The 26,035-nt window shown below is 59.1% G+C and carries 24 protein-coding genes; 12 read left to right on the plus strand and 12 right to left on the minus strand.

What is annotated here, in order from left to right; genetic code table 11:
* Positions 1 to 178 precede the first annotated feature (178 nt).
* A complete protein-coding gene (gene norR / locus ACZ3HH_RS25420; RefSeq protein ID WP_465808777.1) occupies positions 179 to 1,732 on the minus strand; it encodes a nitric oxide reductase transcriptional regulator NorR in 1,554 nt (517 codons plus the stop codon).
* Positions 1,733 to 1,880: 148 nt separating this feature from the next.
* On the opposite strand from norR, the gene hmpA reads away from it, so the two are divergent.
* Positions 1,881 to 3,062, plus strand: a complete 1,182-nt coding sequence (gene hmpA / locus ACZ3HH_RS25425) for an NO-inducible flavohemoprotein (RefSeq protein ID WP_465808779.1) — start codon at positions 1,881 to 1,883, stop codon at positions 3,060 to 3,062.
* 236 nt (positions 3,063 to 3,298) lie between these two features.
* A complete protein-coding gene (locus ACZ3HH_RS25430; RefSeq protein WP_465808781.1) occupies positions 3,299 to 4,075 on the plus strand; it encodes an ABC transporter substrate-binding protein in 777 nt (258 codons plus the stop codon).
* 124 nt (positions 4,076 to 4,199) lie between these two features.
* Here the strand turns inward: ACZ3HH_RS25430 and ACZ3HH_RS25435 are convergent, their stop codons facing one another.
* The 5 genes from ACZ3HH_RS25435 to ACZ3HH_RS25455 all read right to left on the minus strand — a co-directional run bounded on the left by ACZ3HH_RS25435 (position 4,200) and on the right by ACZ3HH_RS25455 (position 9,548).
* A complete protein-coding gene (locus tag ACZ3HH_RS25435; RefSeq protein ID WP_038981650.1) occupies positions 4,200 to 4,841 on the minus strand; it encodes a helix-turn-helix transcriptional regulator in 642 nt (213 codons plus the stop codon).
* A gap of 116 nt (positions 4,842 to 4,957) precedes the next feature.
* A complete protein-coding gene (locus ACZ3HH_RS25440) occupies positions 4,958 to 6,085 on the minus strand; it encodes an NAD(P)/FAD-dependent oxidoreductase (RefSeq protein ID WP_465808783.1) in 1,128 nt (375 codons plus the stop codon).
* A 146-nt stretch (positions 6,086 to 6,231) separates the two neighbouring features.
* Complete coding sequence (locus tag ACZ3HH_RS25445; RefSeq protein ID WP_465808785.1) at positions 6,232 to 7,179, minus strand: ornithine cyclodeaminase family protein; 948 nt, start codon at positions 7,177 to 7,179, stop codon at positions 6,232 to 6,234.
* 139 nt (positions 7,180 to 7,318) lie between these two features.
* Complete coding sequence (gene rhlB / locus ACZ3HH_RS25450; protein ID WP_217854429.1) at positions 7,319 to 8,806, minus strand: ATP-dependent RNA helicase RhlB; 1,488 nt, start codon at positions 8,804 to 8,806, stop codon at positions 7,319 to 7,321.
* An 85-nt stretch (positions 8,807 to 8,891) separates the two neighbouring features.
* On the minus strand, positions 8,892 to 9,548 hold the full coding sequence (locus tag ACZ3HH_RS25455) for an alpha/beta hydrolase (protein ID WP_465808787.1): 657 nt from the start codon (positions 9,546 to 9,548) through the stop codon (positions 8,892 to 8,894).
* Positions 9,549 to 10,016: 468 nt separating this feature from the next.
* On the opposite strand from ACZ3HH_RS25455, the gene ACZ3HH_RS25460 reads away from it, so the two are divergent.
* The 4 genes from ACZ3HH_RS25460 (at position 10,017) to ACZ3HH_RS25475 (ending at position 14,196) form a co-directional block, all read left to right on the plus strand.
* The gene (locus ACZ3HH_RS25460) at positions 10,017 to 11,048 is read left to right on the plus strand and encodes an amino acid ABC transporter substrate-binding protein (protein WP_367372879.1); all 1,032 of its coding nucleotides are present in this window, start codon (positions 10,017 to 10,019) and stop codon (positions 11,046 to 11,048) included.
* Positions 11,049 to 11,113: 65 nt separating this feature from the next.
* Complete coding sequence (locus tag ACZ3HH_RS25465; RefSeq protein ID WP_465808789.1) at positions 11,114 to 12,295, plus strand: amino acid ABC transporter permease; 1,182 nt, start codon at positions 11,114 to 11,116, stop codon at positions 12,293 to 12,295.
* Between the two features lie 10 nt (positions 12,296 to 12,305).
* Positions 12,306 to 13,403 (plus strand): amino acid ABC transporter permease, encoded by a 1,098-nt coding sequence (locus tag ACZ3HH_RS25470; RefSeq protein ID WP_123358171.1) that lies wholly within the window; start codon positions 12,306 to 12,308, stop codon positions 13,401 to 13,403.
* A 28-nt stretch (positions 13,404 to 13,431) separates the two neighbouring features.
* Positions 13,432 to 14,196, plus strand: coding sequence for an amino acid ABC transporter ATP-binding protein (locus tag ACZ3HH_RS25475; protein ID WP_460144714.1), 765 nt, complete (start codon positions 13,432 to 13,434; stop codon positions 14,194 to 14,196).
* Between the two features lie 57 nt (positions 14,197 to 14,253).
* On the opposite strand, the gene ACZ3HH_RS25480 is transcribed toward ACZ3HH_RS25475, so the two are convergent.
* The gene (locus ACZ3HH_RS25480) at positions 14,254 to 14,742 is read right to left on the minus strand and encodes a type II toxin-antitoxin system MqsA family antitoxin (protein ID WP_465808792.1); all 489 of its coding nucleotides are present in this window, start codon (positions 14,740 to 14,742) and stop codon (positions 14,254 to 14,256) included.
* Complete coding sequence (locus ACZ3HH_RS25485) at positions 14,739 to 15,050, minus strand: type II toxin-antitoxin system MqsR family toxin (RefSeq protein ID WP_465808794.1); 312 nt, start codon at positions 15,048 to 15,050, stop codon at positions 14,739 to 14,741. Before ACZ3HH_RS25485 ends, ACZ3HH_RS25480 begins: the two co-directional genes overlap by 4 nt.
* A gap of 165 nt (positions 15,051 to 15,215) precedes the next feature.
* Between ACZ3HH_RS25485 and ACZ3HH_RS25490 the strand changes: the two genes are divergently transcribed.
* From ACZ3HH_RS25490 to ACZ3HH_RS25510, 5 genes are all read left to right on the plus strand, one after another.
* Complete coding sequence (locus ACZ3HH_RS25490; protein ID WP_465808796.1) at positions 15,216 to 15,875, plus strand: FadR/GntR family transcriptional regulator; 660 nt, start codon at positions 15,216 to 15,218, stop codon at positions 15,873 to 15,875.
* Positions 15,865 to 17,181, plus strand: a complete 1,317-nt coding sequence (locus ACZ3HH_RS25495; protein WP_465808798.1) for a CynX/NimT family MFS transporter — start codon at positions 15,865 to 15,867, stop codon at positions 17,179 to 17,181. Before ACZ3HH_RS25490 ends, ACZ3HH_RS25495 begins: the two co-directional genes overlap by 11 nt.
* A gap of 220 nt (positions 17,182 to 17,401) precedes the next feature.
* Positions 17,402 to 17,872 carry a nuclear transport factor 2 family protein gene (locus ACZ3HH_RS25500; protein ID WP_465808800.1) on the plus strand — a complete coding sequence of 157 codons (471 nt, stop codon included), beginning with the start codon at positions 17,402 to 17,404 and terminating at the stop codon, positions 17,870 to 17,872.
* A 39-nt stretch (positions 17,873 to 17,911) separates the two neighbouring features.
* A complete protein-coding gene (locus tag ACZ3HH_RS25505) occupies positions 17,912 to 18,232 on the plus strand; it encodes a GIY-YIG nuclease family protein (protein WP_465808802.1) in 321 nt (106 codons plus the stop codon).
* A gap of 88 nt (positions 18,233 to 18,320) precedes the next feature.
* Positions 18,321 to 19,256 carry a glutathione S-transferase family protein gene (locus ACZ3HH_RS25510; RefSeq protein ID WP_465808804.1) on the plus strand — a complete coding sequence of 312 codons (936 nt, stop codon included), beginning with the start codon at positions 18,321 to 18,323 and terminating at the stop codon, positions 19,254 to 19,256.
* A gap of 147 nt (positions 19,257 to 19,403) precedes the next feature.
* Here the strand turns inward: ACZ3HH_RS25510 and ACZ3HH_RS25515 are convergent, their stop codons facing one another.
* Both ACZ3HH_RS25515 and yejK read right to left on the minus strand, forming a co-directional pair.
* Positions 19,404 to 19,754 carry a glutaredoxin family protein gene (locus tag ACZ3HH_RS25515; RefSeq protein WP_465808806.1) on the minus strand — a complete coding sequence of 117 codons (351 nt, stop codon included), beginning with the start codon at positions 19,752 to 19,754 and terminating at the stop codon, positions 19,404 to 19,406.
* Positions 19,754 to 20,758: a nucleoid-associated protein YejK gene (yejK, locus tag ACZ3HH_RS25520; RefSeq protein ID WP_008147593.1), complete on the minus strand. Its 1,005-nt coding sequence runs from the start codon at positions 20,756 to 20,758 to the stop codon at positions 19,754 to 19,756. The genes ACZ3HH_RS25515 and yejK overlap by 1 nt, the downstream gene beginning before the upstream one ends.
* A 396-nt stretch (positions 20,759 to 21,154) precedes the next feature.
* On the opposite strand from yejK, the gene ACZ3HH_RS25525 reads away from it, so the two are divergent.
* On the plus strand, positions 21,155 to 21,436 hold the full coding sequence (locus tag ACZ3HH_RS25525; RefSeq protein ID WP_007905514.1) for an HU family DNA-binding protein: 282 nt from the start codon (positions 21,155 to 21,157) through the stop codon (positions 21,434 to 21,436).
* 206 nt (positions 21,437 to 21,642) lie between these two features.
* Here the strand turns inward: ACZ3HH_RS25525 and rlmF are convergent, their stop codons facing one another.
* Entirely contained in the window at positions 21,643 to 22,665 is a 1,023-nt protein-coding gene (gene rlmF / locus ACZ3HH_RS25530) for a 23S rRNA (adenine(1618)-N(6))-methyltransferase RlmF (protein WP_007905515.1), read from the minus strand.
* A gap of 260 nt (positions 22,666 to 22,925) precedes the next feature.
* A complete protein-coding gene (locus ACZ3HH_RS25535) occupies positions 22,926 to 25,772 on the minus strand; it encodes a valine--tRNA ligase (RefSeq protein ID WP_465808811.1) in 2,847 nt (948 codons plus the stop codon).
* Positions 25,773 to 26,035 lie beyond the last annotated feature (263 nt).

Raw genomic sequence — 26,035 nt, forward strand, 5'->3', positions numbered from 1 at the left:
GTAATCCCCATTGCCGCCCAAACACTGAACCCCTGTGGCGAGGGAGCTTGCTCCCGTTCGGCCGCGAAGCGGTCGTGAAACCAGCAATGAGGTTCTACTCTGGAAAAAGCGGGAGCGCTACGCACTCCAGCGGGAGCAAGCTCCCTCGCCACAAGGGTACGACGTTATCCTGGTGAGACTATTTCATACCCAACCGCTTGGCCATCCGTCCAAGGTTCGCCCGATCCAGCCCCAACTCCCGCGCCGCGCTGGCCCAGTTGTTCTGGTGCCGTTCCAGGCAAGCGCTGATCAGTTGGCGCTGATAATGCTCGGTGGCCTCACGCAAATCCCCTGCCATTAATGCAGCCTCCGGCGCAGCATCCACCGGTTCTGGCGCGGGTTCAACGCTGCCATTGGGCAAGTCCAGATCCGCCGCACTCAAACTGAGAATCTTCGGCCGTTGTTTGCAGTTGCCCAACGCCTTCAAGGCACTGCGACCAATCAAATGCTCCAGCTCCCGCACGTTCCCCGGCCAGTCATACGCCAACAAGGCCGCTTGCGCATCGCTGGTCAGACGCAAGCTGTTGAGGCCCATGCGTGAGCGGTTTTGTTCCAGGAAGTAGCCGCTGAGCAGCAGAACATCCCGACCGCGATCGCGCAGTGCGGGGACCAGCAGCGGGTAAACGCTGAGGCGATGATAGAAGTCGGCACGGTAGCGACCGCTGCGCACTTCTTCGGCCAGATCGCGGTTGGTCGCTGCAATCAATCGCACGTCGACCTGATGTTCCTTGTCTGAGCCCAGGCGCTGCAATTGCCCGCTCTGCAGCACCCTCAATAATTTGGCTTGCACCGTCAGCGACAGTTCGCCCACTTCATCGAGAAATAATGTGCCGCCGTTGGCCAGTTCGAACTTGCCGCGCCGATCATTCGTTGCGCCGGTGAAAGCACCGCGCACATGGCCGAACAATTCGCTCTCCACCAGTGTGTCTGGCAGAGCGGCGCAATTGAGGCTGATGATTGGTTTGTCGGCCCGTGGGGACGCCGCGTGGATGGCTTGGGCCACCAACTCTTTGCCGACTCCGGTTTCGCCGGTGATCAGCACCGTCAGGTCGCTGCCGCCCACCAGGCTGATCTCTTCCACCAGTCGTTTGTAAGTCTTGCTCTGGCCGATCATTTCGCGGTTCTGTTGGCCGCTGGCCTGACGGTAAACCTCGGCGCGCTGATGTTCGTCTTCGACGCGATTGGCCAGCCGTTCGATGCGCTCGGCGGCGTTGACCGTGGCGGCGGCGAGGCTGGCGAAGGCTTGCAGGGCGTCCAGTTCGATCGGTTCGAAACGTTCAGGGTCGAGCGCGTCGAGGGTCAGCAACCCCCACGGACGCTCGTCGATAAACAACGGGCAGCCCATGCAGTCGTGGACTTCCAGGTGATCGTGAAGACCCTCGACCAGGCCGTCATAAGGATCGGGCAAATCGCTGTCGGCGGCGAAGCGAGTCGGGCCGGGACTGCTGAGCAGCGCTTCGAAGCGCGGGTGTTCGCTGATCTTGAAACGTCGGCCGAGGGTGTCGGTGCTCAACCCGTCGACGGCTAAAGGCACCAGCCATTCGCCGTCGAGTCGCAGCAGGGCCGCGGCGTCGCAAGGGAGCAGGGCGCGCATGGCTTCGAGCAGGCGTCGGTAGCGCTCTCCTTCGGGCAATTCGCGGGACAGGTCGGAGACCAGGGGCAGTAGGGTCGTGAGCAGTAGTTTTGCAGTCATAATGACTCCGTGTAGTCGGTGTGACTATAAAGTGCCGTGTGTCGATATGACTACTATGTTTTTAACTTGCTGATTTATAAGGATTTAATTGTTGGCATGGAAACTGATACGTAAAGGTTATTCACATAAAGCTCAGGAGTCGCCCTTTATGCTTAGCGTTCAAGACCGTGCAATCATCAAATCCACCGTGCCGTTGCTGGAAAGCGGCGGCGAAGCGTTGATCACTCACTTCTACCGCATGATGCTCTCCGAATACCCGGAGGTCCGCCCGCTGTTCAACCAGGCCCACCAAGCCAGCGGCGATCAACCTCGTGCCTTGGCCAACGGTGTATTGATGTATGCGCGGCACATCGACCAGCTCGATCAGTTGGGCGACCTGGTGGCCAAGATCATCAACAAGCACGTGGCCCTGCAAATCCTCCCGGAGCATTACCCGATCGTGGGCAGCTGCCTGTTGCGAGCGATCTCAGAAGTGCTGGGCGAAGAGATTGCCACGCCTGAAGTGATGAGTGCCTGGGGCGCGGCCTATGGCCAATTGGCAGAGATCCTGATCGGCGCCGAAGCCAGCATCTACGACCAGAAAGCACAGGCGCCGGGCGGCTGGCGCGGTGCGCGGGAGTTCATCGTGGCGGCCAAGGTCGAGGAAAGCTCGGAAATTACCTCGTTCTACTTCGAACCGGCGGACAAGGGCCCGATTCTCGCGGCAGAGCCTGGCCAGTACATCGGCATGAAACTGATCCTCGATGGCGAAGAAATTCGACGTAATTATTCGCTGTCGGCGCTGGCCAACAAGGGCCAGTACCGCATCAGCGTCAAGCGTGAAACCGGCGGCCGCGCGTCCAACCATTTGCACGATCAACTGAATGTGGGCGCGAGCATTATGCTGTTCCCGCCAGCGGGCGATTTCACCCTGACCGCCAGCGACAAACCGCTGGTGCTGATCAGTGGTGGCGTCGGCATCACCCCGACGCTGGCGATGCTCGAAGCGGCGCTGGCGACCGAGCGGCCGGTGCACTTTATCCACTGCGCGCGCAACGGTAGCGTGCATGCTTTCCGTGACTGGATCGATGGCCTGGCCGAGCGTCATCCGCAGCTCAAGCGTTTTTATTGCTATGCCGAAGACGATGGCGTCAGCCCGGCGGCGGACAAGGTTGGCCTGTTGAGCGAGGAGCAACTCGGCGAGTGGATGCCGGAACAGCGCGATGTGGATGCGTACTTCCTGGGGCCTAAAGGCTTCATGGCAGTGATCAAGCGTCACCTCAAGGCCTTGGGTGTGCCGGAGAAGCAAAGCCGTTACGAGTTCTTCGGGCCGGCTGCCGCGCTGGAATAACTGTCTGGGCGGTTCCTGAGGGCCGGGTCGGTGTTTCGCATGATCGCGAAGCACCGCCCCGGCCTTTTTTTTTTACATTCGGCTAGCACCCGACCAGAGGCCGGGTATGAGACTGTCTGCCCGATTGACGGATAATACGTAAAAGTCCAGTATGGAATTATAAGTACAAAAAAGTGCTTCCCTGTTTCAGCTTCTTCTGTCTTGCCAAACCAACAACAACCCGCGAGAGAACGAATATGAAGAAATTCCCCCTCATCACCGGTCTGGCCTTGAGCCTGTTGGCGTGCAGTAGCCTGTTCGCCGCCGAGAAAAACCTGCGCATCGGCATCGAAGCGGCTTATCCACCGTTCGCGTCCAAAACTCAGGAAGGCAAAATAGTCGGTTTTGACTACGAGATCGGCAATGCCCTGTGCGCGCAGATGAAGGTCAAGTGTGAGTGGGTCGAAGGCGAGTTCGACGGTCTGATTCCTTCCCTGAAGGTGAAGAAAATCGACATGGCGCTGTCGTCCATGACCATCAATGAAGACCGTAAGAAATCGGTGGATTTCACTCACAAGTATTACTTCACCTCATCGCGTCTGGTGATGAAGGACGGCGCCGTGGTGGATGACCAGTACGCCAGCCTCAAGGGCAAGAATGTCGGCGTGCAGCGCGCAACCACCACCGACCGTTACGCCACCGAGGTTTTTGAACCCAAAGGCATCAACGTCAAGCGCTACGGTAACAACGAAGAAATCTACATGGATCTGGCAGCCGGTCGTCTCGATGCGATTTTTGCCGACACCATCCCCTTGAGTGACTTCCTGGCGATGCCTCGTGGCAAAGGCTACGCGTTTGTCGGGCCGGAGTTGAAAGACCCGAAATACGTGGGCGAGGGCGCCGGGATTGCGGTCCGCAAGGGCAACACGCAGTTGGTGGCGGATCTGAACAAGGCTATCGACGATATTCGCGCCAATGGCGAGTATCAGAAGATTTCGCAGAAGTATTTCAAGTCGGATATCTATGGCGACTGATTAATCGCCATCGCGGGCAAGCCCGCTCCCACAGGTTCAGCGGTGTACTCATATTTTGTACACGACACGGACACTGTGGGAGCGGGCTTGCCCGCGATGAGGCCGGAACAGTCACTGCAAATCTTTAGCCCTTTAGTTCCTTCAAATGCTTGTACACCGTCGCCCGTCCCATGTTCAGTACATTGGCCACATAGTTGGAGGCGCTTTTGCCTTTGAAGGCGCCTTCGGCGTGCAGCGCCAGCACCAGTTCGCGTTTGTGGTCACGGGTCAGCACGTTCAGGCTCAACTGACGCTCACGCAACCAGGCGTGCAGAAAGGTGTTGATCCGCTCCTGCCAGTCATCGCGAAACAGTGAGTCCGGTTGCGGGATCAGCTTGGTCGGCGACAGGAACAAATCCAGCGCCGCTTTCGCGTTCTCGAACAGCGAGATATTCAGGTTGATGCACAACACTGCCAGCGGACGACCCTCGCTGTCGCGCAGTACGCTGCTGAGACTGCGAATCTTCTGACCGTCCCAGTTGAGCTTTTCGTACGGCCCGATGTTTCGTTCGCTGACCTCTTCGCTGAGCATGTCTTCCAGAGACGAGTCGTCGCCGATTTCCCGTTTGGACAGGTTGTTGGCGATGTAATCGACCTTTTGCGTACGCAGGTCGTGCAGCACCACCTCGGCGTGAGGGAAGAACAACGTGGCGATCGCATCGGCAATCGCGCGGAAGTTGTCCATGGACGTAGCGTCCAGAGCCGAGTCTTTTTCAGGTGCGTTCATACAGTGGAACTCCAGGCAGCGTCAGCGCCCCGTTAAAAAGGGACGCCGGAAGTTTGCCGCAATCGTGTGGACACGTCACCTGAGGATCAGGATCAGGATCAGGATCAGGATCAGGATCAGCTCAGGCGGGCAGGGGAGAGCATTCCGGCGTCCAGGCCGAAACGGGTGAGCTGCTCGGGCAAGTCTTCACCGCGTACCAGGGCAGCACTGGCCTGGCCCATGGCCGGCGACGTCTGGATGCCATACCCACCTTGCGCCGCGACCCAGAACAACCCCGGCACCTGCTGATCGAAGCCGGACAGCAAATCCCCGTCGCGCACGAAACTGCGCAGGCCGGCCCAGGTGCGGGTCGGGCGGCGGATGTTCAGGGTGGTGGCTTCTTCGATCTGGTAGATGCCCATGGCGATGTCCAGCTCTTCGGGCTGCACGTCGTGCGGTTCCACCGGGTCGGCGTTGGCCGGTGAACCGAGGAACATGCCGGCGTCGGGTTTCATATAGAAGGATTCATCGAGGCTGACCAGCATTGGCCAGTCATGGATATCCAGGCCCTCGGGGCCGGCAAAGATAAAGGCTGCCCGGCGTTTGGGTTGCACACCCAGCGGTTTGGCGCCGGCCAGCTCGGCAATCCTGTCGGCCCAGGCACCGGCGGCGTTGATGATGATCGGGGCGCTGAAGGTCTGAGTGTTGGTTTGAACCTGCCATTGCCCTTCGACATCACGGCTCAGGCTTAACACCTCGCTGTCGGTATGAACTTCACCTTTATTGCGTCGGATACCGCGCAGATAGCCCTGATGCAAGGCATCGGTATCGATGTCGCTGGCGGTCGGGTCGTAGATCGCGCCATGGACTTTTTCCCGACGCAGGATCGGCAGGCGCGCACAGGCTTCGTCGGCGCTGAGCCATTGCATTTGCGGCACCGTGGCTTTGGCGCTCAGGTATTGGTTGCTTAGCTCGGCCGGATCGCCGGTGAAGTCGACGGTCATCTCGCCGCGCGGGGTCAGCAGCGGGTGTTCGCAGAAACCGGGCGGTGGAGCATCGAAGAAGTCGCGGCTGGCCTGGGTCAATGCCCGAACCTGCGGTGTGCCATAGGCGGCGGTGAACAGCGCCGCCGAGCGTCCGGTGGAGTGGTAGGCCGGATGGGATTCGCGTTCGAGCACAATCACCCGCCCGTGCTGCGACAGCCAGAAACCGGTGGAAGCGCCGGCAATCCCGCCGCCGATGATGATGAAGTCTGCCTGGCTCATGAACGTCTCCTGTGGGGGCGCAAATGCCATGGTTATAGATAAACCCTGTGGGAGCCGGGCTTGCCCGCGATGGCATCACCGCGGTGTGCCTGACAGAGCGCGGCGCCTGCATCGCGGGCAAGCCCGCTCCCATGGGGTTTTTGGTGTTAGCGCTGTAGTTGGTAAAGGGCATTGGCCAGTGCGATGTCTTCCAGGCCCAGGCCGATGGAGCGGAAGAACACCGAGCGATCGTATTCAGGGCGCTGGATTTTTTCGCTGAGCAAGTCGGGCAGATCGCCGACAATCGAACGCTTGTCCCAGCCATGCTGCTCTCCAGCGATCAGCATTTCACCGGCCGAGCCCGGAGTGGTCTGACGATAGTCACAGAACACCTGCATGTCATTGAGGCTCTGCGGCGGCACTTCGTGGGCGCGTGGGGCGTTGGTGCTGATGGAGGTGATCAGCGCCGGTTTGCTTAAGTTCGACGGGTCGATCACCGGACCGGCGGACGAAGTGCAGAGCATGATCACGTCGGCATCCTGAATCGCGGCTTCGCAATTGTCGGCGAGGGTCAGCCGTGGATCGAGGCTTTTGAGCTGTGCCAACGCTTCGGGATTTTTTTCGCTCAGGCTCGGCGAGTAGAGGCTGATGCTTTGCCAGTCCCGCAGGTCCTTGACGTAATGCAGGTGCGCCTGGGCCACCTTGCCGCTGCCGATGATCGCCAGACGTTGGGCCTTCAACGGCGCGAGGGCATCGACCGCCACCGCCGTCGTCGCGGCGGTGCGAGCCGTGGTCAGTTCACCGGCATCGCAGAGCAGCAGCGGCTGGCCGGTTTGCATCGACATCAGCAGCGTCCAGGCTGTCACCAGCGGGCCTTGCTCGCGCACGATGTAAGGCGAGGTCTTGACGCCATATACCCCGTCTTCGGCCAGCACACCCAAGTAATTGATGAAGTCCCCGGCGCCCTGCGGGAATTCCACCAACTGTTGCGCCGGTTGCACGGCTTGTCCGGCGGCCAGGTCGCGGAACAGCTTGCGCAGGATCTGCGGCACGTCAACGTGTGCCAACAGTTCGCGGGCTTGAGGTTGGGTTATCACGTAAGGCGTGCTGGGCATGGTCGGCTCCGGGCGCTGAAAGTAAACTAATTTGTCCATTATGGACTTTTAGTTGTCTCTAGCAAGTCCTGTTGAAAAAAGCCGGACGAAAAAAAAGCGCAGTCCGTTTCCGGCTGCGCTTCTTTCTGAAAGGCCCGAGTTACGGGCGCTTGCGCTCAACCGCCCGTAGCAGATGCGTCGGTGGCGTTTCACAACTGATCTTGCGACCCAGCAGCGCCTCGATGGACGGTAGCTGGTAGGAGTCGTCTTCACCGGCAAAGCTGATGGACACGCCATCCGCGCCGGCACGGCCGGTACGACCGATGCGGTGCACGTAGTCGTCCGGGACTTCCGGCAGGGTGAAGTTGATCACGTGGCTGATGCCGTCGATGTGAATGCCGCGACCGGCAACATCGGTGGCCACCAGTACGCGGATCTTGCCTTCGCGGAAACCTTCCAGGGTCTTGATGCGCTTGTGCTGCGGCACATCGCCAGACAGTTGCGCCGCGTTGACGCCATCGCGTACCAGGCGTTCTTCGATGCGCCGCACTTCGTCCTTGCGGTTGGCGAAGACCATTACCCGTTCCCAGCCGTTATCGTTGACCAGGTTATAGAGCAGTTTGTATTTGTCGGCGCCGGCCACCGCGTAGATGTGTTGCTCGACGTTTTCGCTGGCCACGTTCTGCGCTTCGATCTCGACGATCGACGGGTCGGTGGTCCATTGCTTGGCGAGGTTCATCACGTCTTCGGTGAAGGTCGCGGAGAACAGCAGCGTCTGACGCTCGTTCTTCGGCGGAGTCTGGCGAATGATCTGACGCACTTGTGGGATGAAACCCATGTCGAGCATCCGGTCGGCTTCGTCCAGCACCATCACTTCGACCATGTCCAGGTGCACATCGCCGCGCTGGTTGAAGTCGAGCAAGCGGCCCGGAGTGGCCACCAGGATGTCGCAGTGACGGGCTTCGAGGTGCTTGAGTTGCTTGTCGAAGTCCATGCCGCCGACAAATGTCATGACGTTGAGGCCGGTGTACTTGGTCAGGTCGGCTGCGTCCTTGGCGATCTGCACCACCAGTTCCCGGGTCGGGGCGATGATCAGTGCCCGCGGTTCACCCATGTAGCGCTCTTTGGGCGGCGGGGTTTGCAGCAGCTGAGTGATGATCGAAATCAGGAAGGCGGCGGTTTTGCCGGTGCCGGTCTGGGCGCGACCGATGGCGTCTTTGCCCGCGAGGGTAAAGCCAAGCACCTGCGCCTGGATCGGCGTGCAATACGGAAAGCCCAGGTCCTGAATGGCGTGCATCAGTTCGGGGGCGAGTTTGAAATCGTGGAAGCGGGTTTTGCCTTCCTGGGGTTCGACGACGAAGTCTTCGAGTTTCCAGGGAATAACCGGCGCTTTTGGCTTTGGTTCGCGACGCGGTTTTGCCGGTTTCGGGGCTTCGCTGCGCGGCTGCTCAGAGGCGATGGCCGGGGCGGCGGGGGCGGTCGGTGTGGTCACCGGCTCGTGCTTCGGTGCCGCTACGGTTGCGGTCCGGCCAGGCTGATTACCGTCGGTGCGGTGGCTGGGAGTATGAGAAGGAGCGCTGGAGACTGGCGCGAGCTGCTCAGTCTCGCTTTTACCGAACATTTTCTTGAGTGCTTTGAGCACGGTCATCTCATCAATTGGTTAAGGAATATACGCCGGCCAGTGTAATGCAAGAATCGGGCGCGGCGTAGTGGGATGGATCAATGGGTAGCTTTTAGCGCAAACGCTCGGCAAGCCAGACGCCGATGTCACGAATTTCTTCGGGTAACACTTCGTGGCCCATTGGGTATTCCTGCCATGTCACGGTGACACCACGTTGCTTTAAATGCTCATAGGCGGTCCGGCCCATGGAGTTTTGAACCACCTCATCGTACTGGCCGTGCAATGACAGCACCGGAATGCGCTGCTGGCTGGCGGAAAGCTCCAGTTCATCGCTGAAGGTCGGCGCGTAAGTAGAGAGGGCAAGTACGCCGCCCAGCGGTCCCTGCCATTTCACAAAGGCCGTGTGCAATACCACGGCGCCACCTTGGGAAAAACCGGCGAGAAAGATGCGCGAGGCGTCTATTCCGCTGGCCTTCTGCTCTTCGATCAAATCAAAGACCCGTTGCGCGGACGCTTCCAACTGCTCTCGGCTGATCGCGCGCGCCGGGCTCATGGCCAATATGTCGTACCAGCTCGGCATTTCGTAGCCACCATTAATGGTGACGGCGCGAGTCGGAGCCTGGGGCAGGACGAAGCGAGTGGTCAGCAGGCTTTCCTGCAGCGCTTCAGCCACCGGCAGGAAGTCGTAACGGTCGGCGCCCAGCCCGTGCAGCCAGATAACGCAGGCGTCTGCGGGCTTGACGGGTTGAAGAATCAGGGGCTCGGTCATGGGTGCTCCATATTTGTGCATGCGCTCTCATTTAAGTGCGAGGTTGGAGTGCGCAACGGGTTGATCAGTTAAGAAGATGTCGCAAGGCTGCAAGTTTTGCTATTGACCTGTCGCTGAATCGCTTTAGCGATCGGTCTGGTACGGGCTTTGCTATAGGGAAACCTGTGCACCAATCTCATGCCTGGCGGTAACACTATCAGTGTACGGCTAGTCATGGGATAGCAAAGAATCTGGTGATGGATGTTCGCCAAAGGCCGCTACGGGCTTCGCGAACGTGAAAGGGCTACCGCCCGTTCGGCCGATTGGTGAGAAGGGAGTTGTCCATGATGTGGATTTTCTCCTACTAGACTCATAGCGACGGTCCTGCGTCGGTTGACCCTAAAAAAAGCCAACACGGGTCAACAACGCCTCATAAGGGTGCGACAGGGCTCAAGCTCCGACACAACAAGAGCAAAACTGGAGGTTTGAATGAAGATGTTGAAATCCACCCTGGCCATCGTGACTGCAGCCGCAGTGCTCGGTGTCAGTGGGTTCGCTCAGGCGGGTGCAACCCTGGATGCAGTGCAAAAGAAAGGTTTCGTACAGTGTGGTGTGAGTGACGGTCTGCCGGGCTTCTCGGTTCCGGACTCTACCGGCAAGATCGTGGGTATCGATGCTGACTTCTGCCGTGCTGTAGCTGCTGCCGTATTCGGCGACGCAACCAAGGTCAAATTCAGCCAGTTGAATGCCAAGGAGCGTTTCACTGCTTTGCAATCCGGCGAAATCGACATGCTGTCGCGCAACTCCACCATGACCAGTTCCCGTGACGCGGGCATGGGCCTGAAGTTTCCTGGCTTCATCACCTATTACGACGGCGTAGGCTTCCTGGCTAACAGCAAGCTGGGCGTGAAAAGTGCGAAGGAACTGGATGGCGCAACCATCTGTATTCAAGCAGGTACCACCACCGAGCTGAACGTGTCCGACTACTTCCGCGCCAATGGCCTGAAGTACACCCCGATCACCTTCGACACCTCCGATGAAAGCGCCAAGTCGCTGGAATCCGGTCGTTGCGACGTGCTGACCTCCGACAAGTCTCAGTTGTACGCACAGCGCAGCAAACTGGCCTCGCCAAAAGACTACGTCGTTCTGCCGGAAACCATCTCCAAGGAACCTCTGGGTCCGGTCGTGCGTAATGGCGACGACGAGTGGCTGGCCATCGTGCGCTGGACGGGTTACGCCATGCTCAACGCTGAAGAAGCAGGCATCACTTCGAAAAACGTCGAAGCTGAAGCCAAGTCGACCAAGAACCCGGACGTTGCCCGTCTGCTGGGTGGCGACGGTGAATACGGCAAGGATCTGAAACTGCCGAAAGACTGGGTCGTTAAAATCGTCAAACAAGTCGGTAACTACGGCGAAGTTTTCGATAAAAACCTCGGCAAGAGCACTCCGCTGGAAATCGACCGTGGCTTGAACGCCCTGTGGACCAACGGCGGCATTCAATACGCACCACCAGTGCGCTGATGGTTCTATCACCCGGTGGGCCAACCACCGGGTGATGTTCTGTTCCATTATTTCCGGGGCACTTCATGCAAAATTCAATCGGCGCACCAAAGCAGAGGCTCAGCCTCAGCGATCCACGAGTGCGTGCGTGGCTGTTTCAGATCATCACGGTTGTCGCCGTGGTCGGGATGGGTTGGTACCTGTTCGACAACACTCAAACAAACCTGCAACACCGGGGCATTACCTCCGGTTTCAGTTTTCTGGAGCGCAGCGCCGGTTTCGGCATCGCTCAGCACCTGATCGACTACACCGAATCGGACAGCTATGCCCGGGTGTTTGTCATCGGCTTGCTCAACACCCTGCTGGTCACCTTTATCGGTGTGATCCTGGCGACGATCCTCGGGTTCATCGTCGGTGTGGCACGGCTGTCGAAGAACTGGATCATTGCCAAGCTGGCGACGGTTTATGTAGAGGTCTTCCGTAACATTCCGCCACTGCTGCAAATTCTGTTCTGGTACTTTGCCGTGTTCCTGACCATGCCGGGGCCTCGCAACAGCCATAACTTCGGCGACACCTTCTTCGTCAGCAGCCGCGGCCTGAACATGCCCGCAGCGTTGGCGGCGGACGGTTTCTGGCCGTTTGTGGTGAGCATCGTCGTGGCCATTGTGGCTATCGTGCTGATGAGCCGCTGGGCTACCAAGCGTTTCGAAGCGACCGGCGTACCGTTCCACAAGTTCTGGGTCGGCCTGGCGATGTTCCTGGTGATCCCTGCGCTGTGCGCCTTGATCTTCGGCGCGCCACTGCACTGGGAAATGCCGGAACTCAAGGGCTTCAACTTCGTCGGTGGCTGGGTGCTGATCCCGGAACTGCTGGCGCTGACCCTGGCTTTGACCGTGTACACCGCGGCGTTTATCGCCGAGATCGTGCGTTCGGGCATCAAGTCGGTCAGCCATGGCCAGACCGAAGCGGCGCACTCGTTGGGATTGCGCAACGGTCCGACCCTGCGCAAGGTAATCATCCCGCAAGCCCTGCGCGTGATCATTCCACCGCTGACCAGCCAATACCTGAACCTGGCGAAGAACTCCTCGCTGGCGGCCGGTATCGGTTATCCGGAGATGGTGTCGTTGTTTGCCGGTACGGTGCTGAACCAGACCGGACAGGCGATCGAAGTCATTGCCATCACCATGAGCGTGTACCTGGCAATCAGTATCAGCATTTCCCTGCTGATGAACTGGTACAACAAGCGCATTGCGCTGATCGAGCGGTAAGGAAAAGCGCATGACGACTCATACTTTCAAACCCGACATGCCACCACCGAGCAGCAGTATCGGTGTCGTGGCGTGGATGCGGGCGCACATGTTCTCCAGCTGGATCAACACCCTGCTGACGCTGTTCGCGTTCTATCTGATTTACCTGATAGTTCCGCCTATCGTGAGCTGGGCGATTCTCGACGCCAACTGGGTCGGCACCACTCGCGCCGATTGCACCAAGGAGGGCGCCTGCTGGGTGTTCATCCAGCAGCGCTTCGGCCAGTTCATGTATGGCTACTACCCGACAGACCTGCGCTGGCGCGTAGACCTGACCGTGTGGCTGGCGGTGATTGGCGTGGCGCCGTTGTTCGTCGCACGCGTTCCACACAAGGCAATCTACGGCCTGAGCTTTCTGGTGCTCTATCCGATCATTGCCTACCTCCTGCTGCACGGTGGCCTGTTCGGTCTGAGCACTGTGGCGACCAGCCAGTGGGGCGGCCTGATGCTGACCCTGGTGATCGCTACCGTCGGTATCGTCGGCGCATTGCCGCTGGGTATCGTTCTGGCCTTGGGTCGGCGTTCGAACATGCCGGCGATTCGTGTGGTCTGCGTGACCTTCATTGAATTCTGGCGTGGCGTGCCGTTGATCACGGTGCTATTCATGTCTTCGGTGATGTTGCCGTTGTTCCTGCCCGAAGGCATGAACTTCGACAAACTGCTGCGGGCGCTGATCGGCGTGATCCTGTTCCAGTCGGCCTACATCGCTGAAGTGGTGCGTGGCGGTCTGCAAGCGATCCCCAAAGGTCAATACGAAGCGGCTGCAGCAATGGGCCTCGGTTACTGGCGCAGCATGGGCCTGGTGATTCTGCCGCAAGCCCTGAAGCTGGTGATCCCTGGCATCGTCAACACCTTCATTGCGCTGTTCAAGGACACGAGCCTGGTGATCATCATCGGCCTGTTCGACTTGCTCAACAGCGTCAAGCAAGCCGCCGCCGACCCAAAATGGCTGGGCATGGCCACTGAAGGCTATGTGTTCGCGGCCCTGGTGTTCTGGATTTTCTGTTTTGGTATGTCCCGCTATTCCATGCATTTGGAACGCAAGCTGGACACTGGCCACAAGCGCTAAAGCAGTACCTAATTTAGGAAGTTCTCTGATGAGCGAAGCAATCAAAAAGACAGTGAGCCCCGAAGGCATTATTCAGATGCAGGGCGTGAACAAGTGGTACGGCCAGTTCCACGTGTTGAAAGACATCAACCTGAACGTCAAGCAAGGCGAGCGTATCGTTTTGTGCGGCCCGTCGGGTTCCGGCAAATCCACCACCATCCGTTGCCTCAACCGTCTGGAAGAACACCAGCAGGGTCGCATCGTGGTCGATGGCGTGGAGCTGACCAACGACCTCAAGCAGATCGAATCGGTCCGTCGTGAAGTCGGCATGGTGTTCCAGCACTTCAACCTGTTCCCGCACCTGACCATCCTGCAGAACTGCACGCTGGCGCCGATGTGGGTACGCAAGATGCCCAAGCGCAAGGCCGAAGAAATCGCCATGCATTATCTGGAGCGCGTACGCATTCCGGAGCAGGCGCATAAATTCCCGGGGCAATTGTCCGGCGGTCAGCAACAGCGTGTGGCGATTGCCCGCGCCCTGTGCATGAAACCGAAAATCATGCTGTTCGACGAACCGACTTCGGCACTCGACCCAGAGATGGTGAAAGAGGTTCTGGACACCATGATCGGCCTGGCCGAAGACGGCATGACCATGCTCTGCGTGACCCACGAAATGGGCTTCGCCCGTACCGTGGCCAACCGCGTGATCTTCATGGACAAGGGTGAAATCGTCGAACAGGCTGCGCCGAACGACTTCTTCGATAACCCGCAGAATGAGCGTACGAAGCTGTTCCTGAGCCAGATTCTGCATTGATCGAAGCCAGGCAGTGAAATAAACCCGGACTATGTTCCGGGTTTATTTTTGTCTGGGTTATTGCGTCTGGACGGTTTCTTGTTCTGGATAACGTGTCGCCAACAGCTGCTTTAAATCGGTGCCCTCGCTGAGCGCGTGCACCTCGGCCATCAGGTGTGGGTGACGGTCAAGCAAGCGCATTAGCGTAAACAGCGGTTGAGGCGGGGCTAGCTCGCCGCGCTCATAGCGGGAAAAAGCATTGTGCCCACCGCCGGAGAGTAGCTTCACCGCTTCTTTCTGTGTGAGGTGCAATTTGCGGCGGATACGTTTTATCTCGGCCCCCATGATTTGAAAGCAGTCCTGGAGCAGTTGATCGCCCGCGTCGACGTATCGCTCTGCGCTATCGGTCTCATCGTCGAAAATGATTTCACCACAGAACGTGCACTCCCATCCGGCGATATCGTGCACCATCCGTGACATTTGCTTGTAGTTCACACTGAGGCTGCGTCCGTCGAAATGTTGCATTCCGTCTTGAGTGCCGCAGCTCATGCATTGCCGTGCTTTCATGAATTTTTCTCCTTGAAGGAGATCACCGGAGCGCCGCCGCCGGGGCAGTAGGTCACTTTGATGTAAATCTCCAGATCACTGAATGTTGTGTGGTACACGTCCTGCCAGATTCGGTGGTCCACGTAAGAGGTCATGGATTTGTAGAGCATCTTGCGCTCGAGTGCACAAACCACTTTCGCCATTCCCCAATGCGTCAATCCCATATCCTTACCTGTTTCCAGCGCGCGCCTGGTGAATGCTTTTTTCCCTAATCTGACAACCTCCGCCTTGACCACCGCCAAGTCGTAATGAGGTGTGTTCTTTTCCATAAGACACTTCAACTCTGAGATGAAAATTACCCTTAAAGGGTAATTTTAACAATCGAAAATCCCGCTCTGTTTCCTGCCTTCTAACCCTAGGCGGTTGTCCTCTCAGACGAAGCTGACTAACATGTCAGAAAATTCATCCTATGATTGGATGAAAGGGCGAATCCTATGTCAGACATTTCTCCATTAATTAAGCGATCCCTGGTCGATCAGGCCTTGGACCAGTTGCGCCTGCGCATCACTGAAGGCATCTGGACGGTCGGCCAGCGTTTGCCCACCGAGCCGGAACTGGCGACAGAGTTGGGCATCAGCCGCAACACCGTGCGTGAAGCCATGCGCGTATTGGCGTTTTCCGGGTTGATCGAAATCCGTCAGGGCGACGGCAGCTATCTGCGGGCGGTGGTCGATCCGCTGGACACCATGAAGGCGCTGTCCCGTTGCACTCAGGAACAGGCTCGGGAAACCCGGCACATTCTGGAAGTCGAAGCCATTGGCCTCGCGGCGTTACGCCGCACCGATGAAGACCTGGTGGCATTGCGCGAAGCGCTAGGCGTCAGCGGCAGTCACTACCACGGCGATCTCGACACCTACATCGCCTGCGACCTGGTATTTCACCGTCGACTGGTGGAGGCGGCGCACAACCCGACCCTCAGCGAGTTGTATCGCTACTTTTCCAGCATCGTCGGCGCGCACTTGCGCCAGACCCTGAACATCTCACCCCGACGCCAATCGGTGTTCGACCTTCATGTCGAACTGCTCGAGGCCGTCGAGCAACGCGACCCGGAACGGGCCAAAGCCTTGTCGAGGCAGTTGATCAATGAACCTTGAAACCGAGAACCCCATGTCCACCCAGCAGGCCAGCAACAGCAGCATCACTGAGCTCAAGCGTACGGCGGAGCTCGAAGAGCTGTTGATCGACGCCGAGGCCGATGACGAACAGGTTCAGCAAACTCACCCGGTCCTGCGGCGGCCGTGGTTGTTGTTGCTCGGCCTGATTCTGGTGGCGCTGAACCTGCGTCCGGCGTTGTCGAGCATGGCGCCGATGCTCAGCGAAATCTCGAAGGCGCTGGGGCTATCGGCTGCCCAAGCCGGGTTGCTGACGACCTTGCCTGTACTTTGCCTCGGTCTGTTCGCACCGTTGGCGCCGGTGCTGGCGCGACGTTTTGGGGCCGAGCGGGTGGTGTTGGGGATTCTTCTGATGCTGGCCGGCGGGATCATTTTGCGCAGTTCATTCGGCGAAGTTGGCCTGTTCGCCGGTAGCGTGTTGGCCGGCGCCAGCATCGGGGTGATTGGCGTGCTGCTGCCCGGCATTGTCAAACGCGACTTCCCGAAACAGGCCGGCACCATGACCGGCGTCTACACCATGGCGCTGTGCCTGGGCGCGGCCATGGCGGCTGGGGCAACCGTGCCGTTGAGCGAACATTTCGATAAGAGCTGGGCCTTGGGTCTCGGCTTCTGGGTGGTTCCAGCGTTGGTCGCGGCGATTTTCTGGCTGCCGCAAGTCGGTCAGAAACACGGCGCGCATCATGTTGCCTATCGGGTCCGAGGCCTGCTGCGTGATCCGCTGGCCTGGCAAGTGACCTTGTACATGGGCCTGCAATCGTCTTTGGCCTACATCGTGTTTGGCTGGCTGCCGTCGATTCTGATCGACCGCGGTCTGACGCCAACCCAGGCCGGTCTGGTGTTGTCGGGTTCGGTGATTGTCCAGTTGATCAGTTCCCTGGCAGCACCCTGGCTGGCGACGCGCGGCAAGGATCAGCGGTTGGCGATCGTGATCGTCATGGCAATGACCCTCGGCGGTTTGTTCGGTTGCCTTTATGCGCCGATCGATGGCTTGTGGGGTTGGGCGATCCTGCTGGGGTTGGGGCAGGGCGCCACGTTCAGCCTGGCGTTGACTCTGATCGTGCTGCGTTCGCGGGATGCCCATGTCGCGGCCAACCTGTCGAGCATGGCCCAGGGCTTCGGTTACACCCTGGCGTCCATGGGGCCGTTCGCGGTCGGTGTGGTGCATGACTGGACCGGTGGCTGGAACGCCCTGGGCTGGATCTTCGGCATCATCGGGGCGGGTGCGATCATCGCCGGTCTTGGCGCCGGGCGTGCGCTGTACGTCCAGGTCACAAGCGAAAAGATCTGAAGGCGGTGATTCTATATGTGGGAGCGAGCCTGCTCGCGATTGCATCCTGACATCCAACATTGGTGTCGACTGACACTCCGTCATCGCGAGCAGGCTCGCTTCCACAGGATTTGTGTCTGGCTTTGGCTTACTGTCAGTATTCAGAACACGAATGCGGATAGTGTTTCGCCCGTTTGCAGATTATCGTGCTGGCAATCTGTCCATTCCTTGGAGTTTGCCCATGAGTGAAGCCCACAGCGCTCTGATCACCCGCTTTTACCAGGCCTTCCAGCACCTCGACGCCGAGGCCATGGCTGCGTGCTACACCGACGACGTGGTATTCAGTGATCCGGCGTTCGGCGAACTGCGCGGGCGCGATGCCGGCGACATGTGGCGCATGCTCACCACCCGGGCCAAGGACTTCTCCCTGACCTTCGATAATGTGCGCAGCGATGAACGCACGGGCGGTGCCCATTGGGTAGCGGCCTACCTGTTCAGCCAGACCGGCAATACCGTGGTCAACGACATCCAGGCGCGTTTCGTGTTTCGCGACGGCAAGATCTGCGAGCATCACGACAGCTTTGATCTGTGGCGCTGGTCGCGTCAGGCGCTGGGTTTCAAAGGGCTGTTGTTGGGCTGGACACCAGTGGTGAGAAACGCCGTTCGTGCCCAGGCCTTGAAGGGGCTGAAGGCATTTCAGGCCAGTCGCTGATAAGATCGCGGCTTGTTTCCTACAAGCCTTGATCGTCACGTGAACACCTTGAGCGAATCTTCCGTCATTGCCGCCGAACCGCCGCTGCCCGTCAGCAAACCCTGGTTCGTCTACCTCGTTCGCGCGGCCAATGGTTCGCTCTACTGCGGGATCAGCGACGATCCCGTCCGCCGTTTCGCCACCCACCAAAGTGGCAAAGGCGCACGGTTCTTCCTTTCCAGCCCGGCCGTGGCATTGGTCTACACCGAAGTCTGTCGCGACAAAAGCGAAGCATTGCGCCAGGAACGATTGATCAAAAAACTCAAGAAAAGCGCCAAGGAATGTCTAGTGGCGAGCGCGGCTGCGGGCTTATCAATCTGACTGATAAGCGCCCATCAGGCAGATGGGTAGGCCGCTTGCGGATTGCGCGCTAAGCTGCGAGCTCCTTATCCGAGCGGCGGAGCCGAGCATGTCCGAGTTGATTCTTCATCACTACCCGACGTCCCCTTTCGCCGAAAAGGCCCGCTTGCTGCTGGGCTTCAAGGGGCTGTCATGGCGCTCGGTGAACATATCGCCAGTGATGCCAAAACCCGACCTGACGGCGCTGACCGGCGGCTACCGCAAGACGCCGGTATTGCAGATTGGCGCTGATGTCTATTGCGACACAGCGCTGATGGCTCGTCGTCTGGAGCAGGAAAAAGCCTTGCCGGCGTTTTTCCCGGAAGGTCAGGAAATGATCACCGCAACCTTCGCGGCGTGGGTCGATTCGGTGGTGTTCCAGCATGCGGTCAGCCTGGTGTTCCAGCCGGCGTCGGTGGCGGTGCGCTTTGGCAAGTTGTCGCCGGAAGCGATCAAGGGGTTCCTGGCCGATCGCGCCGGCTTGTTCAGCGGTGGCAGCGCCACACGGTTATCGGCCGAGCAGGCTCGGCACCAGTGGCCAACGATCATGGCGCGTCTGGAGCAGCAGCTTCAGCGCGAACAGGGCGACTTCCTGTTTGGCGAGCCGTCGATTGCCGACTTTGCCCTGGCTCACCCGTTGTGGTTCCTCAAAGCGACGCACGTGACGTCACCGTTGGTGGATGCTTATCCGGCTGTTTTGGCGTGGTTTGGTCGGGTGATGGGCTTTGGTCATGGCGCGTTCAGCGAGATGACTTCTGGGGAAGCGCTTGAGGTCGCGCGCAACGCCACGCCGGCCGCGTTGCCGGATGAGCAGTTTGAGGAGCCAAACGGGTTTGAGGTTGGCCAGCAGGTGGTGATCGCCGCGACTGATTACGGCGTTGATCCGGTGGCGGGTGAATTGTTGTTTGCGGGTAGCGAAGAGTTGATTTTACGTCGCGAAGACGAGCGGGCCGGCGTTGTGCATGTGCACTTTCCGCGGTTCGGGTTTCGCATCGAAGTGCAGTAGGCGCTAACCATTGAATTTCTGGTCATGCACTGACCTGTGGGAGCTGGCTTGCCTGCGATGAGGTCAGCCCAGCAATATTGATGTTGCCTGACACTCCGCTATCGCAGGCAAGCCAGCTCCCACAAGGGACGGTGTCGGTCTGAAGAGTTATTTCAACGCCGCAAGAACCTTGTCCGGGTCATACCCGCGTATCAACGTTCCGTTCACATCAATCAGCGGGATCCCGCGTCCTCCGAGCGCCTCGTAGGCTTTACGCGCCGGGGCATCTTTTTCGATATCAAATTCCTTGTACGGAATGCCCTTCTGGTCGAGAAAGCGTCGAGTCAGCTTGCAGTAGCCGCACCAATCGGTGGCGTAGAGCACGACATTGGCCTTGGCTTGGGTCTGCTCGGACACGACCTGCGAGGGGTGAAACACCCGCTCGATCTTGCCCCAGTTCTGGTAAACAACGACCACCAGCAGGATCAGCAGGCATTTCTTCAATACGCCGCCGAGCATCAGTTGCGTCGCTTGAGCTGGTCGGTGAGTTGGGTTGGCAGACCTTTGATGATCAACGTGCCGGCTTCTTCGTCGTATTCGATCTTCGAGCCCAGCAGGTGCGCTTCGAAGCTGATGGACAAGCCCTCGGCGCGGCCGGTAAAGCGGCGGAACTGGTTCAGGGTGCGCTTGTCCGCCGGGATCTCAGGCGACAAGCCGTAGTCCTTGTTGCGGATGTGATCGTAGAAGGCTTTCGGGCGTTCTTCGTCGATCAGCTCCGAGAGTTCTTCCAGGCCCATCGGTTCGCCGAGTTTGGCCTGGCTGCTGGCGTAATCCACCAGAGTCTTGGTCTTCTCGCGTGCGGACTCTTCCGGCAGGTCTTCGCTTTCGACGAAGTCGCTGAAGGCTTTGAGCAGGGTGCGGGTTTCGCCGGGGCCGTCGACGCCTTCCTGGCAGCCGATGAAGTCGCGGAAGTACTCCGAAACCTTTTTACCGTTCTTGCCTTTGATGAACGAGATGTACTGCTTGGACTGTTTGTTGTTCTGCCACTCGGAGACGTTGATCCGCGCTGCCAGGTGCAACTGGCCAAGGTCCAGGTGTCGCGAAGGGGTCACGTCCAGCTGATCGGTCACTGCCACGCCTTCGCTGTGGTGCAGCAGGGCGATGGCGAGGTAATCGGTCATGCCCTGCTGGTAATGCGCGAACAGCACGTGGCCGCCCACAGAGAGGTTCGACTCTTCCATCAGCTTTTGCAGATGTTCCACCGCCACCCGGCTGAAGGCTGTGAAGTCCTTACCGCCGTCGAGGTATTCTTTCAGCCAGCCGCTGAACGGATGCGCCCCGGACTCGGCATGGAAGAAACCCCAGGCCTTGCCTTGTTTGGCGTTGTAGCTCTCGTTGAGGTCGGCAAGCATGTACTCGATGGCGCTGGACTCGGCCAGTTCGGAATCGCGGGCATGAAGCACTGCGGGTGTGCCGTCGGGTTTTTTGTCGATCAGGTGGACGATGCAATGACGGATCGGCATGGGCTTCTCGGCTGATTGAAGAGAGGAGGGCGTGCTCCCCCGAAAAAGCGCTCAGTGTACCGCAACCACTGGTTTTGGCGTGGTACCAAGGGCAATTTGCAGCTGTCCGCCGGCCCTTATGCAGTTTTTTGCCGATTTAGAGCAATAAAGCTGACCAAATGGGTAGCTAGAGGCGGATATTTCCCCGTCTCTGTGCTAGTTTTGCCCGGTCTTACGCGAAGTCACTGCGTTAAGCGTGCATTCAGCATTTGTCAGGTCGAACCAAACCCTGATTTCGGCATCTATAACCCCGACTCGTCGTGGTTATGGCCGAGGGTGCCAGATCCAGAAGATCGGGCTCGATGGCTGACACTGCACTCTGCAATCCATATGAATTTGATAGGGAAGGAACATTACATGGCTCTTACTAAAGACCAACTGATCGCCGACATCGCTGAAGCTATCGACGCGCCAAAAACCACCGCGCGTAACGCTCTGGACCAACTGGGCCAAATCGTTGCTGATCAGCTGGAAAACGGCGGCGAAATCACCCTGCCAGGTATCGGCAAGCTGAAAGTGACTGAGCGTCCTGCCCGTACCGGCCGCAACCCTTCGACTGGCGCTGCCATCGAAATCGCTGCCAAGAAAGTTATCAAGCTGGTTGTGGCCAAAGGCCTGACCGACGCTGTTAACAAGTAAGACTTGTTAAAAAAAACCGTGCACCGGAGCAATCCGGGCACGGTTTTTTTGTGTCTGCGATTTGACGATTGACCTGCAACACCTCTAAACCAATGTGGGAGCGGGCTTGCTCGCGAAGGCGGTGTGTCAGTCACTATTGAATTCGACTGACACACCGCCTTCGCGAGCAAGCCCGCTCCCACATTTGATCTACGTCGGTCAGCTAATCAGCTTTTACGCGCCCAACGTTCGCGCCAGACTTGCTGCTCAGACTTGGTCTGGAAGGTCCAGGCGACGAAGCGGCTTTGCTTCTGCCCTTGGGACATTTCTACCACTTGGCTTTCCAACACACCGGCCTTTTTCAGCGCCGTCTGGATCGCCGGCAGGTTTGAGGCTTTCGAGACCAGAGTGCTGAACCAAAGCACTTTGTGTTGAAAATGCGCGCTCTCGGCGATCAGTTGCGTCACAAACCGTGCTTCGCCACCTTCACACCACAGTTCGGCCGATTGACCGCCAAAGTTCAGCACCGGCAGTTTACGTTTTGGGTCGGCGCGGCCCAATGCGCGCCATTTACGCTCGCTGCCCTTGGTGGCCTCGTCCATCGAGGCGTGGAACGGCGGGTTGCACATGGTCAGGTCGAAGCGTTCGCCGGGCTCGAGCAGGCCCAGCAGAATGTGCTTGGGATTGCTTTGCTGGCGCAGCTGGATGGCTTTGTTCAGCCCGTTGGATTGCACGATGGCTTTGGCGGCGGCCACGGCCGTCGGGTCGATTTCCGAGCCGAGGAAGTGCCAGCGATAGTCGCTGTAGCCGATCAACGGATAGACGCAGTTGGCGCCCATGCCGATATCGAGCACCTTGACCGGCGCACCGCGAGGAATCTCGCCGTCGTTGACGCTGGCCAGCAGGTCAGCGAGGAAGTGCACATAGTCAGCGCGACCCGGCACCGGTGGGCACAGGTAATCGGCCGGGATGTCCCAATGGGCGATGCCGTAGAACGACTTGAGCAGCGCCCGGTTGAACACCCGAACCGCGTCCGGGCTGGCGAAGTCGATGCTTTCCTTGCCATACGGGTTGATGATCACGAACTTCGCCAGTTCCGGCGTGGTTTTGATCAGCGCCGGGAAGTCATAACGACCCTGATGGCGATTGCGCGGATGCAGGCTGGCCTTCTCGCGGGGCTCCACGGCTTTGGCCGGGGTAGCGGAGTCAGGCTTTTTGCGCGCAGGTCTTGGTGTGCGGGGGGCGTTCATGGGCGTTGTCGATTCGGGTATGGCTAAAAGTGGTGGGTATTGTCCCACATCCAGTCGTTGTGAACCCAACTGTAAAGTTCGCCGCTGTTCCCTGTGGGAGCGGGCTTGCCCGCGATGAGGACATCACATCCATCATTGATGTGGCTGCAAGGACGCCATCGGGGCAAGCCCGCTCCCACAGGGATTTGCGGTGTTTGGGGGAAGGGGCGGGCATGAAAAAGGGAGGCCATCTGGCCTCCCTTTTTCATTGCGACTTGCCGTTACAGGCTGGCAATCCGCGCATGCTGCTCGGCCAACTTGCCCAAAGCCTGTTCGGCTTCAGCCAGTTTAGCGCGTTCCTTGTCGATGACTTCGGCCGGGGCCTTATCAACGAAACCGGCGTTGGACAGCTTGCCGCCAACCCGCTGAACTTCACCCTGCAGACGCAGAATTTCCTTGTCCAGACGAGCCAGTTCGGCATCCTTGTCGATCAGGCCGGCCATCGGCACCAGCACTTCCATCTCGCCAACCAGTGCGGTGGCGGACAGCGGTGCTTCTTCGCCGGCCTTCAAAACGGTGATCGACTCCAGACGGGCCAGCTTCTTCAGCAAGGCTTCGTTTTCGGTGAGGCGACGCTGATCTTCGGCGCTGACGTTTTTCAGGAACAGGTTCAGCGGCTTGCCCGGACCGATGTTCATTTCGCCACGGATGTTACGCGTGCCGAGCATCAGGCCCTTGAGCCATTCGATGTCGTCTTCGGCGCCCTGGTCGATGCGTGCTTCATTGGCCACAGGCCAAGGTTGCAGCATGATCGTCTTGCCTTCGATACCGGCCAGCGGCGCGACGCGCTGCCAGATTTCTTCGGTGATGAACGGCATGAACGGGTGCGCCAGACGCAGCGCGACTTCCAGCACTCGAACCAGTGTGCGACGGGTGCCGCGCTGACGTTCGACCGGTGCATTTTCGTCCCACAGCACAGGCTTGGAGAGTTCCAGGTACCAGTCGCAATACTGGTTCCAGATGAACTCGTACAAGGCTTGTGCCGCCAGGTCGAAACGGAACTGATCAAGCTGACGAGTCACTTCGGCTTCGGTGCGTTGCAGCTGCGAAATGATCCAGCGATCCGCCAGGGACAGCTCGTAGGCTTCGCCGTTCTGGCCGCAGTCTTCGCCTTTGTCCAGCACGTAGCGCGCAGCGTTCCAGATCTTGTTGCAGAAGTTGCGATAGCCTTCGACACGGCCCATGTCGAACTTGATGTCGCGACCGGTGGACGCCAGCGAGCAGAACGTGAAGCGCAGGGCGTCGGTGCCATAGCTGGCGATGCCGTCGGCGAACTCGTCGCGGGTCTGCTTCTCGATCTTCTTCGCCAGTTTCGGCTGCATCATGCCGGAGGTGCGTTTCTGCACCAGCTCTTCCAGCTCGATGCCGTCGATGATGTCCAGCGGGTCCAGGACGTTGCCCTTGGACTTGGACATCTTCTGGCCCTGGCCATCACGTACCAGACCGTGCACGTAAACGGTCTTGAACGGAACCTGTGGCGTGCCGTCTTCGTTTTTCACCAAGTGCATGGTGAGCATGATCATCCGGGCAACCCAGAAGAAAATGATGTCGAAACCGGTCACCAGTACGTCGGTGGAATGGAATTTTTTCAGGAATTCGGTCTGCTCCGGCCAGCCGAGCGTGGAGAAAGTCCACAGGCCCGAACTGAACCAGGTATCCAGAACATCGTTGTCCTGTTGCAGCGCAACGTCCGGGCCAAGGTTGTGCTTGGCACGCACTTCGGCTTCGTCGCGACCGACATAGACCTTGCCCGACTCGTCGTACCAGGCCGGAATCCGGTGGCCCCACCACAGCTGACGGCTGATGCACCAATCCTGGATGTCGCGCATCCACGAGAAGTACATGTTTTCGTATTGCTTTGGCACGAACTGAATGCGGCCATCTTCAACCGCAGCGATGGCCGGCTCGGCCAATGGCTTGGTGGAGACGTACCACTGGTCGGTCAGCCACGGCTCGATGATGGTGCCGGAGCGGTCGCCTTTCGGTACTTTCAGGGCGTGATCGTCGACGCTGACCAGCAGGCCGGCGGCTTCGAATGCAGCCACGATTTCCTTGCGGGCCTGGAAGCGGTTGAGGCCGACGAATTCGGCGGGCAGCGTGCCGTCGATTTGCTCGTTGACGCTGCCATCGAGGTTGAACACCTGGGCAGCCGGCAGCACGTCAGCGTTCTTGTCGAAGATGTTCAGCAGCGGCAGGTTGTGGCGCTTGCCGACTTCGTAGTCATTGAAATCGTGGGCCGGGGTGATTTTCACGCAACCGGTGCCGAATTCAGGATCGCAATAATCATCGGCGATGATCGGGATGCGGCGGCCAACCAGTGGCAGCTCGACAAATTTGCCGATCAGGGCTTTGTAGCGTTCATCGTTCGGGTTAACGGCCACGGCGGCGTCGCCGAGCATGGTTTCCGGGCGAGTGGTCGCGACGATCAGGTAATCCTTGCCTTCAGCGGTTTTAGCGCCGTCGGCCAGCGGGTACTTCAGGTTCCACAGGAAACCTTTCTCGTCGTGGTTTTCCACTTCGAGGTCGGAAATCGCCGTGTGCAGCTTGGTGTCCCAGTTGACCAGGCGCTTGCCGCGATAGATCAGGCCGTCTTCGTGCAGGCGCACGAACGCTTCTTTAACCGCTTCCGAGAGGCCGTCGTCCATGGTGAAGCGCTCACGGCTCCAGTCCACGGACGAGCCGAGGCGGCGGATCTGACGGCTGATGTTGCCGCCGGACTGATCCTTCCACTCCCAGACTTTCTCGAGGAATTTTTCGCGGCCCAGATCATGGCGATTCTGGCCCTGGGCTTCGAGTTGACGCTCCACCAGCATTTGCGTGGCGATACCGGCGTGGTCGGTACCCGGCTGCCACAGGGTGTTGCGACCCTGCATGCGGCGGAAACGGATCAGGGCGTCCATGATCGCGTTGTTGAAGCCGTGACCCATGTGCAGGCTGCCGGTGACGTTCGGCGGCGGGATCATGATGGTGTAGGACTCGCCCGCGCCTTGCGGGGCGAAGTAATTCTCAGACTCCCAGGTGTTGTACCAGGAAGTTTCAATGGCGTGCGGCTGGTAGGTCTTATCCATGCGCGGCGGGACCCTATTGGCATTTATTCAGGAAAAGCCGGCAAGTATAGCGGGGCGTGGGGCGTAGGGCGAGCAGGTGCGGACAGGGCGCAGATCAAAGTGTGGAATGGACCTATGGCGAGGGAGCTCGCTCCCGCTGGGGCGCGAAGCGGCCCCGACATCAGCAAGTCAGGTGTGTCAGGTACTCCGCGTGTGCAGGCTTTGCGGCTGCTTCGCAACCGAGCGGGAGCAAGCTCCCTCGCCACAGAAGCCCGCTCGACAGT

Source organism: Pseudomonas sp. PME37.24/025, assembly GCF_055556615.1.

Excerpts from the sequence above, each read along its gene's own strand:
- norR (WP_465808777.1), bottom strand. The coding sequence starts at position 1,732 with ATGACTGCAAAACTACTGCTCACGACCCTACTGCCCCTGGTCTCCGAC.
- hmpA (WP_465808779.1), top strand. The coding sequence starts at position 1,881 with ATGCTTAGCGTTCAAGACCGTGCAATCATCAAATCCACCGTGCCGTTG.
- ACZ3HH_RS25430 (WP_465808781.1), top strand. The coding sequence starts at position 3,299 with ATGAAGAAATTCCCCCTCATCACCGGTCTGGCCTTGAGCCTGTTGGCG.
- ACZ3HH_RS25435 (WP_038981650.1), bottom strand. The coding sequence starts at position 4,841 with ATGAACGCACCTGAAAAAGACTCGGCTCTGGACGCTACGTCCATGGAC.
- ACZ3HH_RS25440 (WP_465808783.1), bottom strand. The coding sequence starts at position 6,085 with ATGAGCCAGGCAGACTTCATCATCATCGGCGGCGGGATTGCCGGCGCT.
- ACZ3HH_RS25445 (WP_465808785.1), bottom strand. The coding sequence starts at position 7,179 with ATGCCCAGCACGCCTTACGTGATAACCCAACCTCAAGCCCGCGAACTG.
- rhlB (WP_217854429.1), bottom strand. The coding sequence starts at position 8,806 with ATGACCGTGCTCAAAGCACTCAAGAAAATGTTCGGTAAAAGCGAGACT.
- ACZ3HH_RS25455 (WP_465808787.1), bottom strand. The coding sequence starts at position 9,548 with ATGACCGAGCCCCTGATTCTTCAACCCGTCAAGCCCGCAGACGCCTGC.
- ACZ3HH_RS25460 (WP_367372879.1), top strand. The coding sequence starts at position 10,017 with ATGAAGATGTTGAAATCCACCCTGGCCATCGTGACTGCAGCCGCAGTG.
- ACZ3HH_RS25465 (WP_465808789.1), top strand. The coding sequence starts at position 11,114 with ATGCAAAATTCAATCGGCGCACCAAAGCAGAGGCTCAGCCTCAGCGAT.
- ACZ3HH_RS25470 (WP_123358171.1), top strand. The coding sequence starts at position 12,306 with ATGACGACTCATACTTTCAAACCCGACATGCCACCACCGAGCAGCAGT.
- ACZ3HH_RS25475 (WP_460144714.1), top strand. The coding sequence starts at position 13,432 with ATGAGCGAAGCAATCAAAAAGACAGTGAGCCCCGAAGGCATTATTCAG.
- ACZ3HH_RS25480 (WP_465808792.1), bottom strand. The coding sequence starts at position 14,742 with ATGAAAGCACGGCAATGCATGAGCTGCGGCACTCAAGACGGAATGCAA.
- ACZ3HH_RS25485 (WP_465808794.1), bottom strand. The coding sequence starts at position 15,050 with ATGGAAAAGAACACACCTCATTACGACTTGGCGGTGGTCAAGGCGGAG.
- ACZ3HH_RS25490 (WP_465808796.1), top strand. The coding sequence starts at position 15,216 with ATGTCAGACATTTCTCCATTAATTAAGCGATCCCTGGTCGATCAGGCC.
- ACZ3HH_RS25495 (WP_465808798.1), top strand. The coding sequence starts at position 15,865 with ATGAACCTTGAAACCGAGAACCCCATGTCCACCCAGCAGGCCAGCAAC.
- ACZ3HH_RS25500 (WP_465808800.1), top strand. The coding sequence starts at position 17,402 with ATGAGTGAAGCCCACAGCGCTCTGATCACCCGCTTTTACCAGGCCTTC.
- ACZ3HH_RS25510 (WP_465808804.1), top strand. The coding sequence starts at position 18,321 with ATGTCCGAGTTGATTCTTCATCACTACCCGACGTCCCCTTTCGCCGAA.
- ACZ3HH_RS25515 (WP_465808806.1), bottom strand. The coding sequence starts at position 19,754 with ATGCTCGGCGGCGTATTGAAGAAATGCCTGCTGATCCTGCTGGTGGTC.
- yejK (WP_008147593.1), bottom strand. The coding sequence starts at position 20,758 with ATGCCGATCCGTCATTGCATCGTCCACCTGATCGACAAAAAACCCGAC.
- ACZ3HH_RS25525 (WP_007905514.1), top strand. The coding sequence starts at position 21,155 with ATGGCTCTTACTAAAGACCAACTGATCGCCGACATCGCTGAAGCTATC.
- rlmF (WP_007905515.1), bottom strand. The coding sequence starts at position 22,665 with ATGAACGCCCCCCGCACACCAAGACCTGCGCGCAAAAAGCCTGACTCC.
- ACZ3HH_RS25535 (WP_465808811.1), bottom strand. The coding sequence starts at position 25,772 with ATGGATAAGACCTACCAGCCGCACGCCATTGAAACTTCCTGGTACAAC.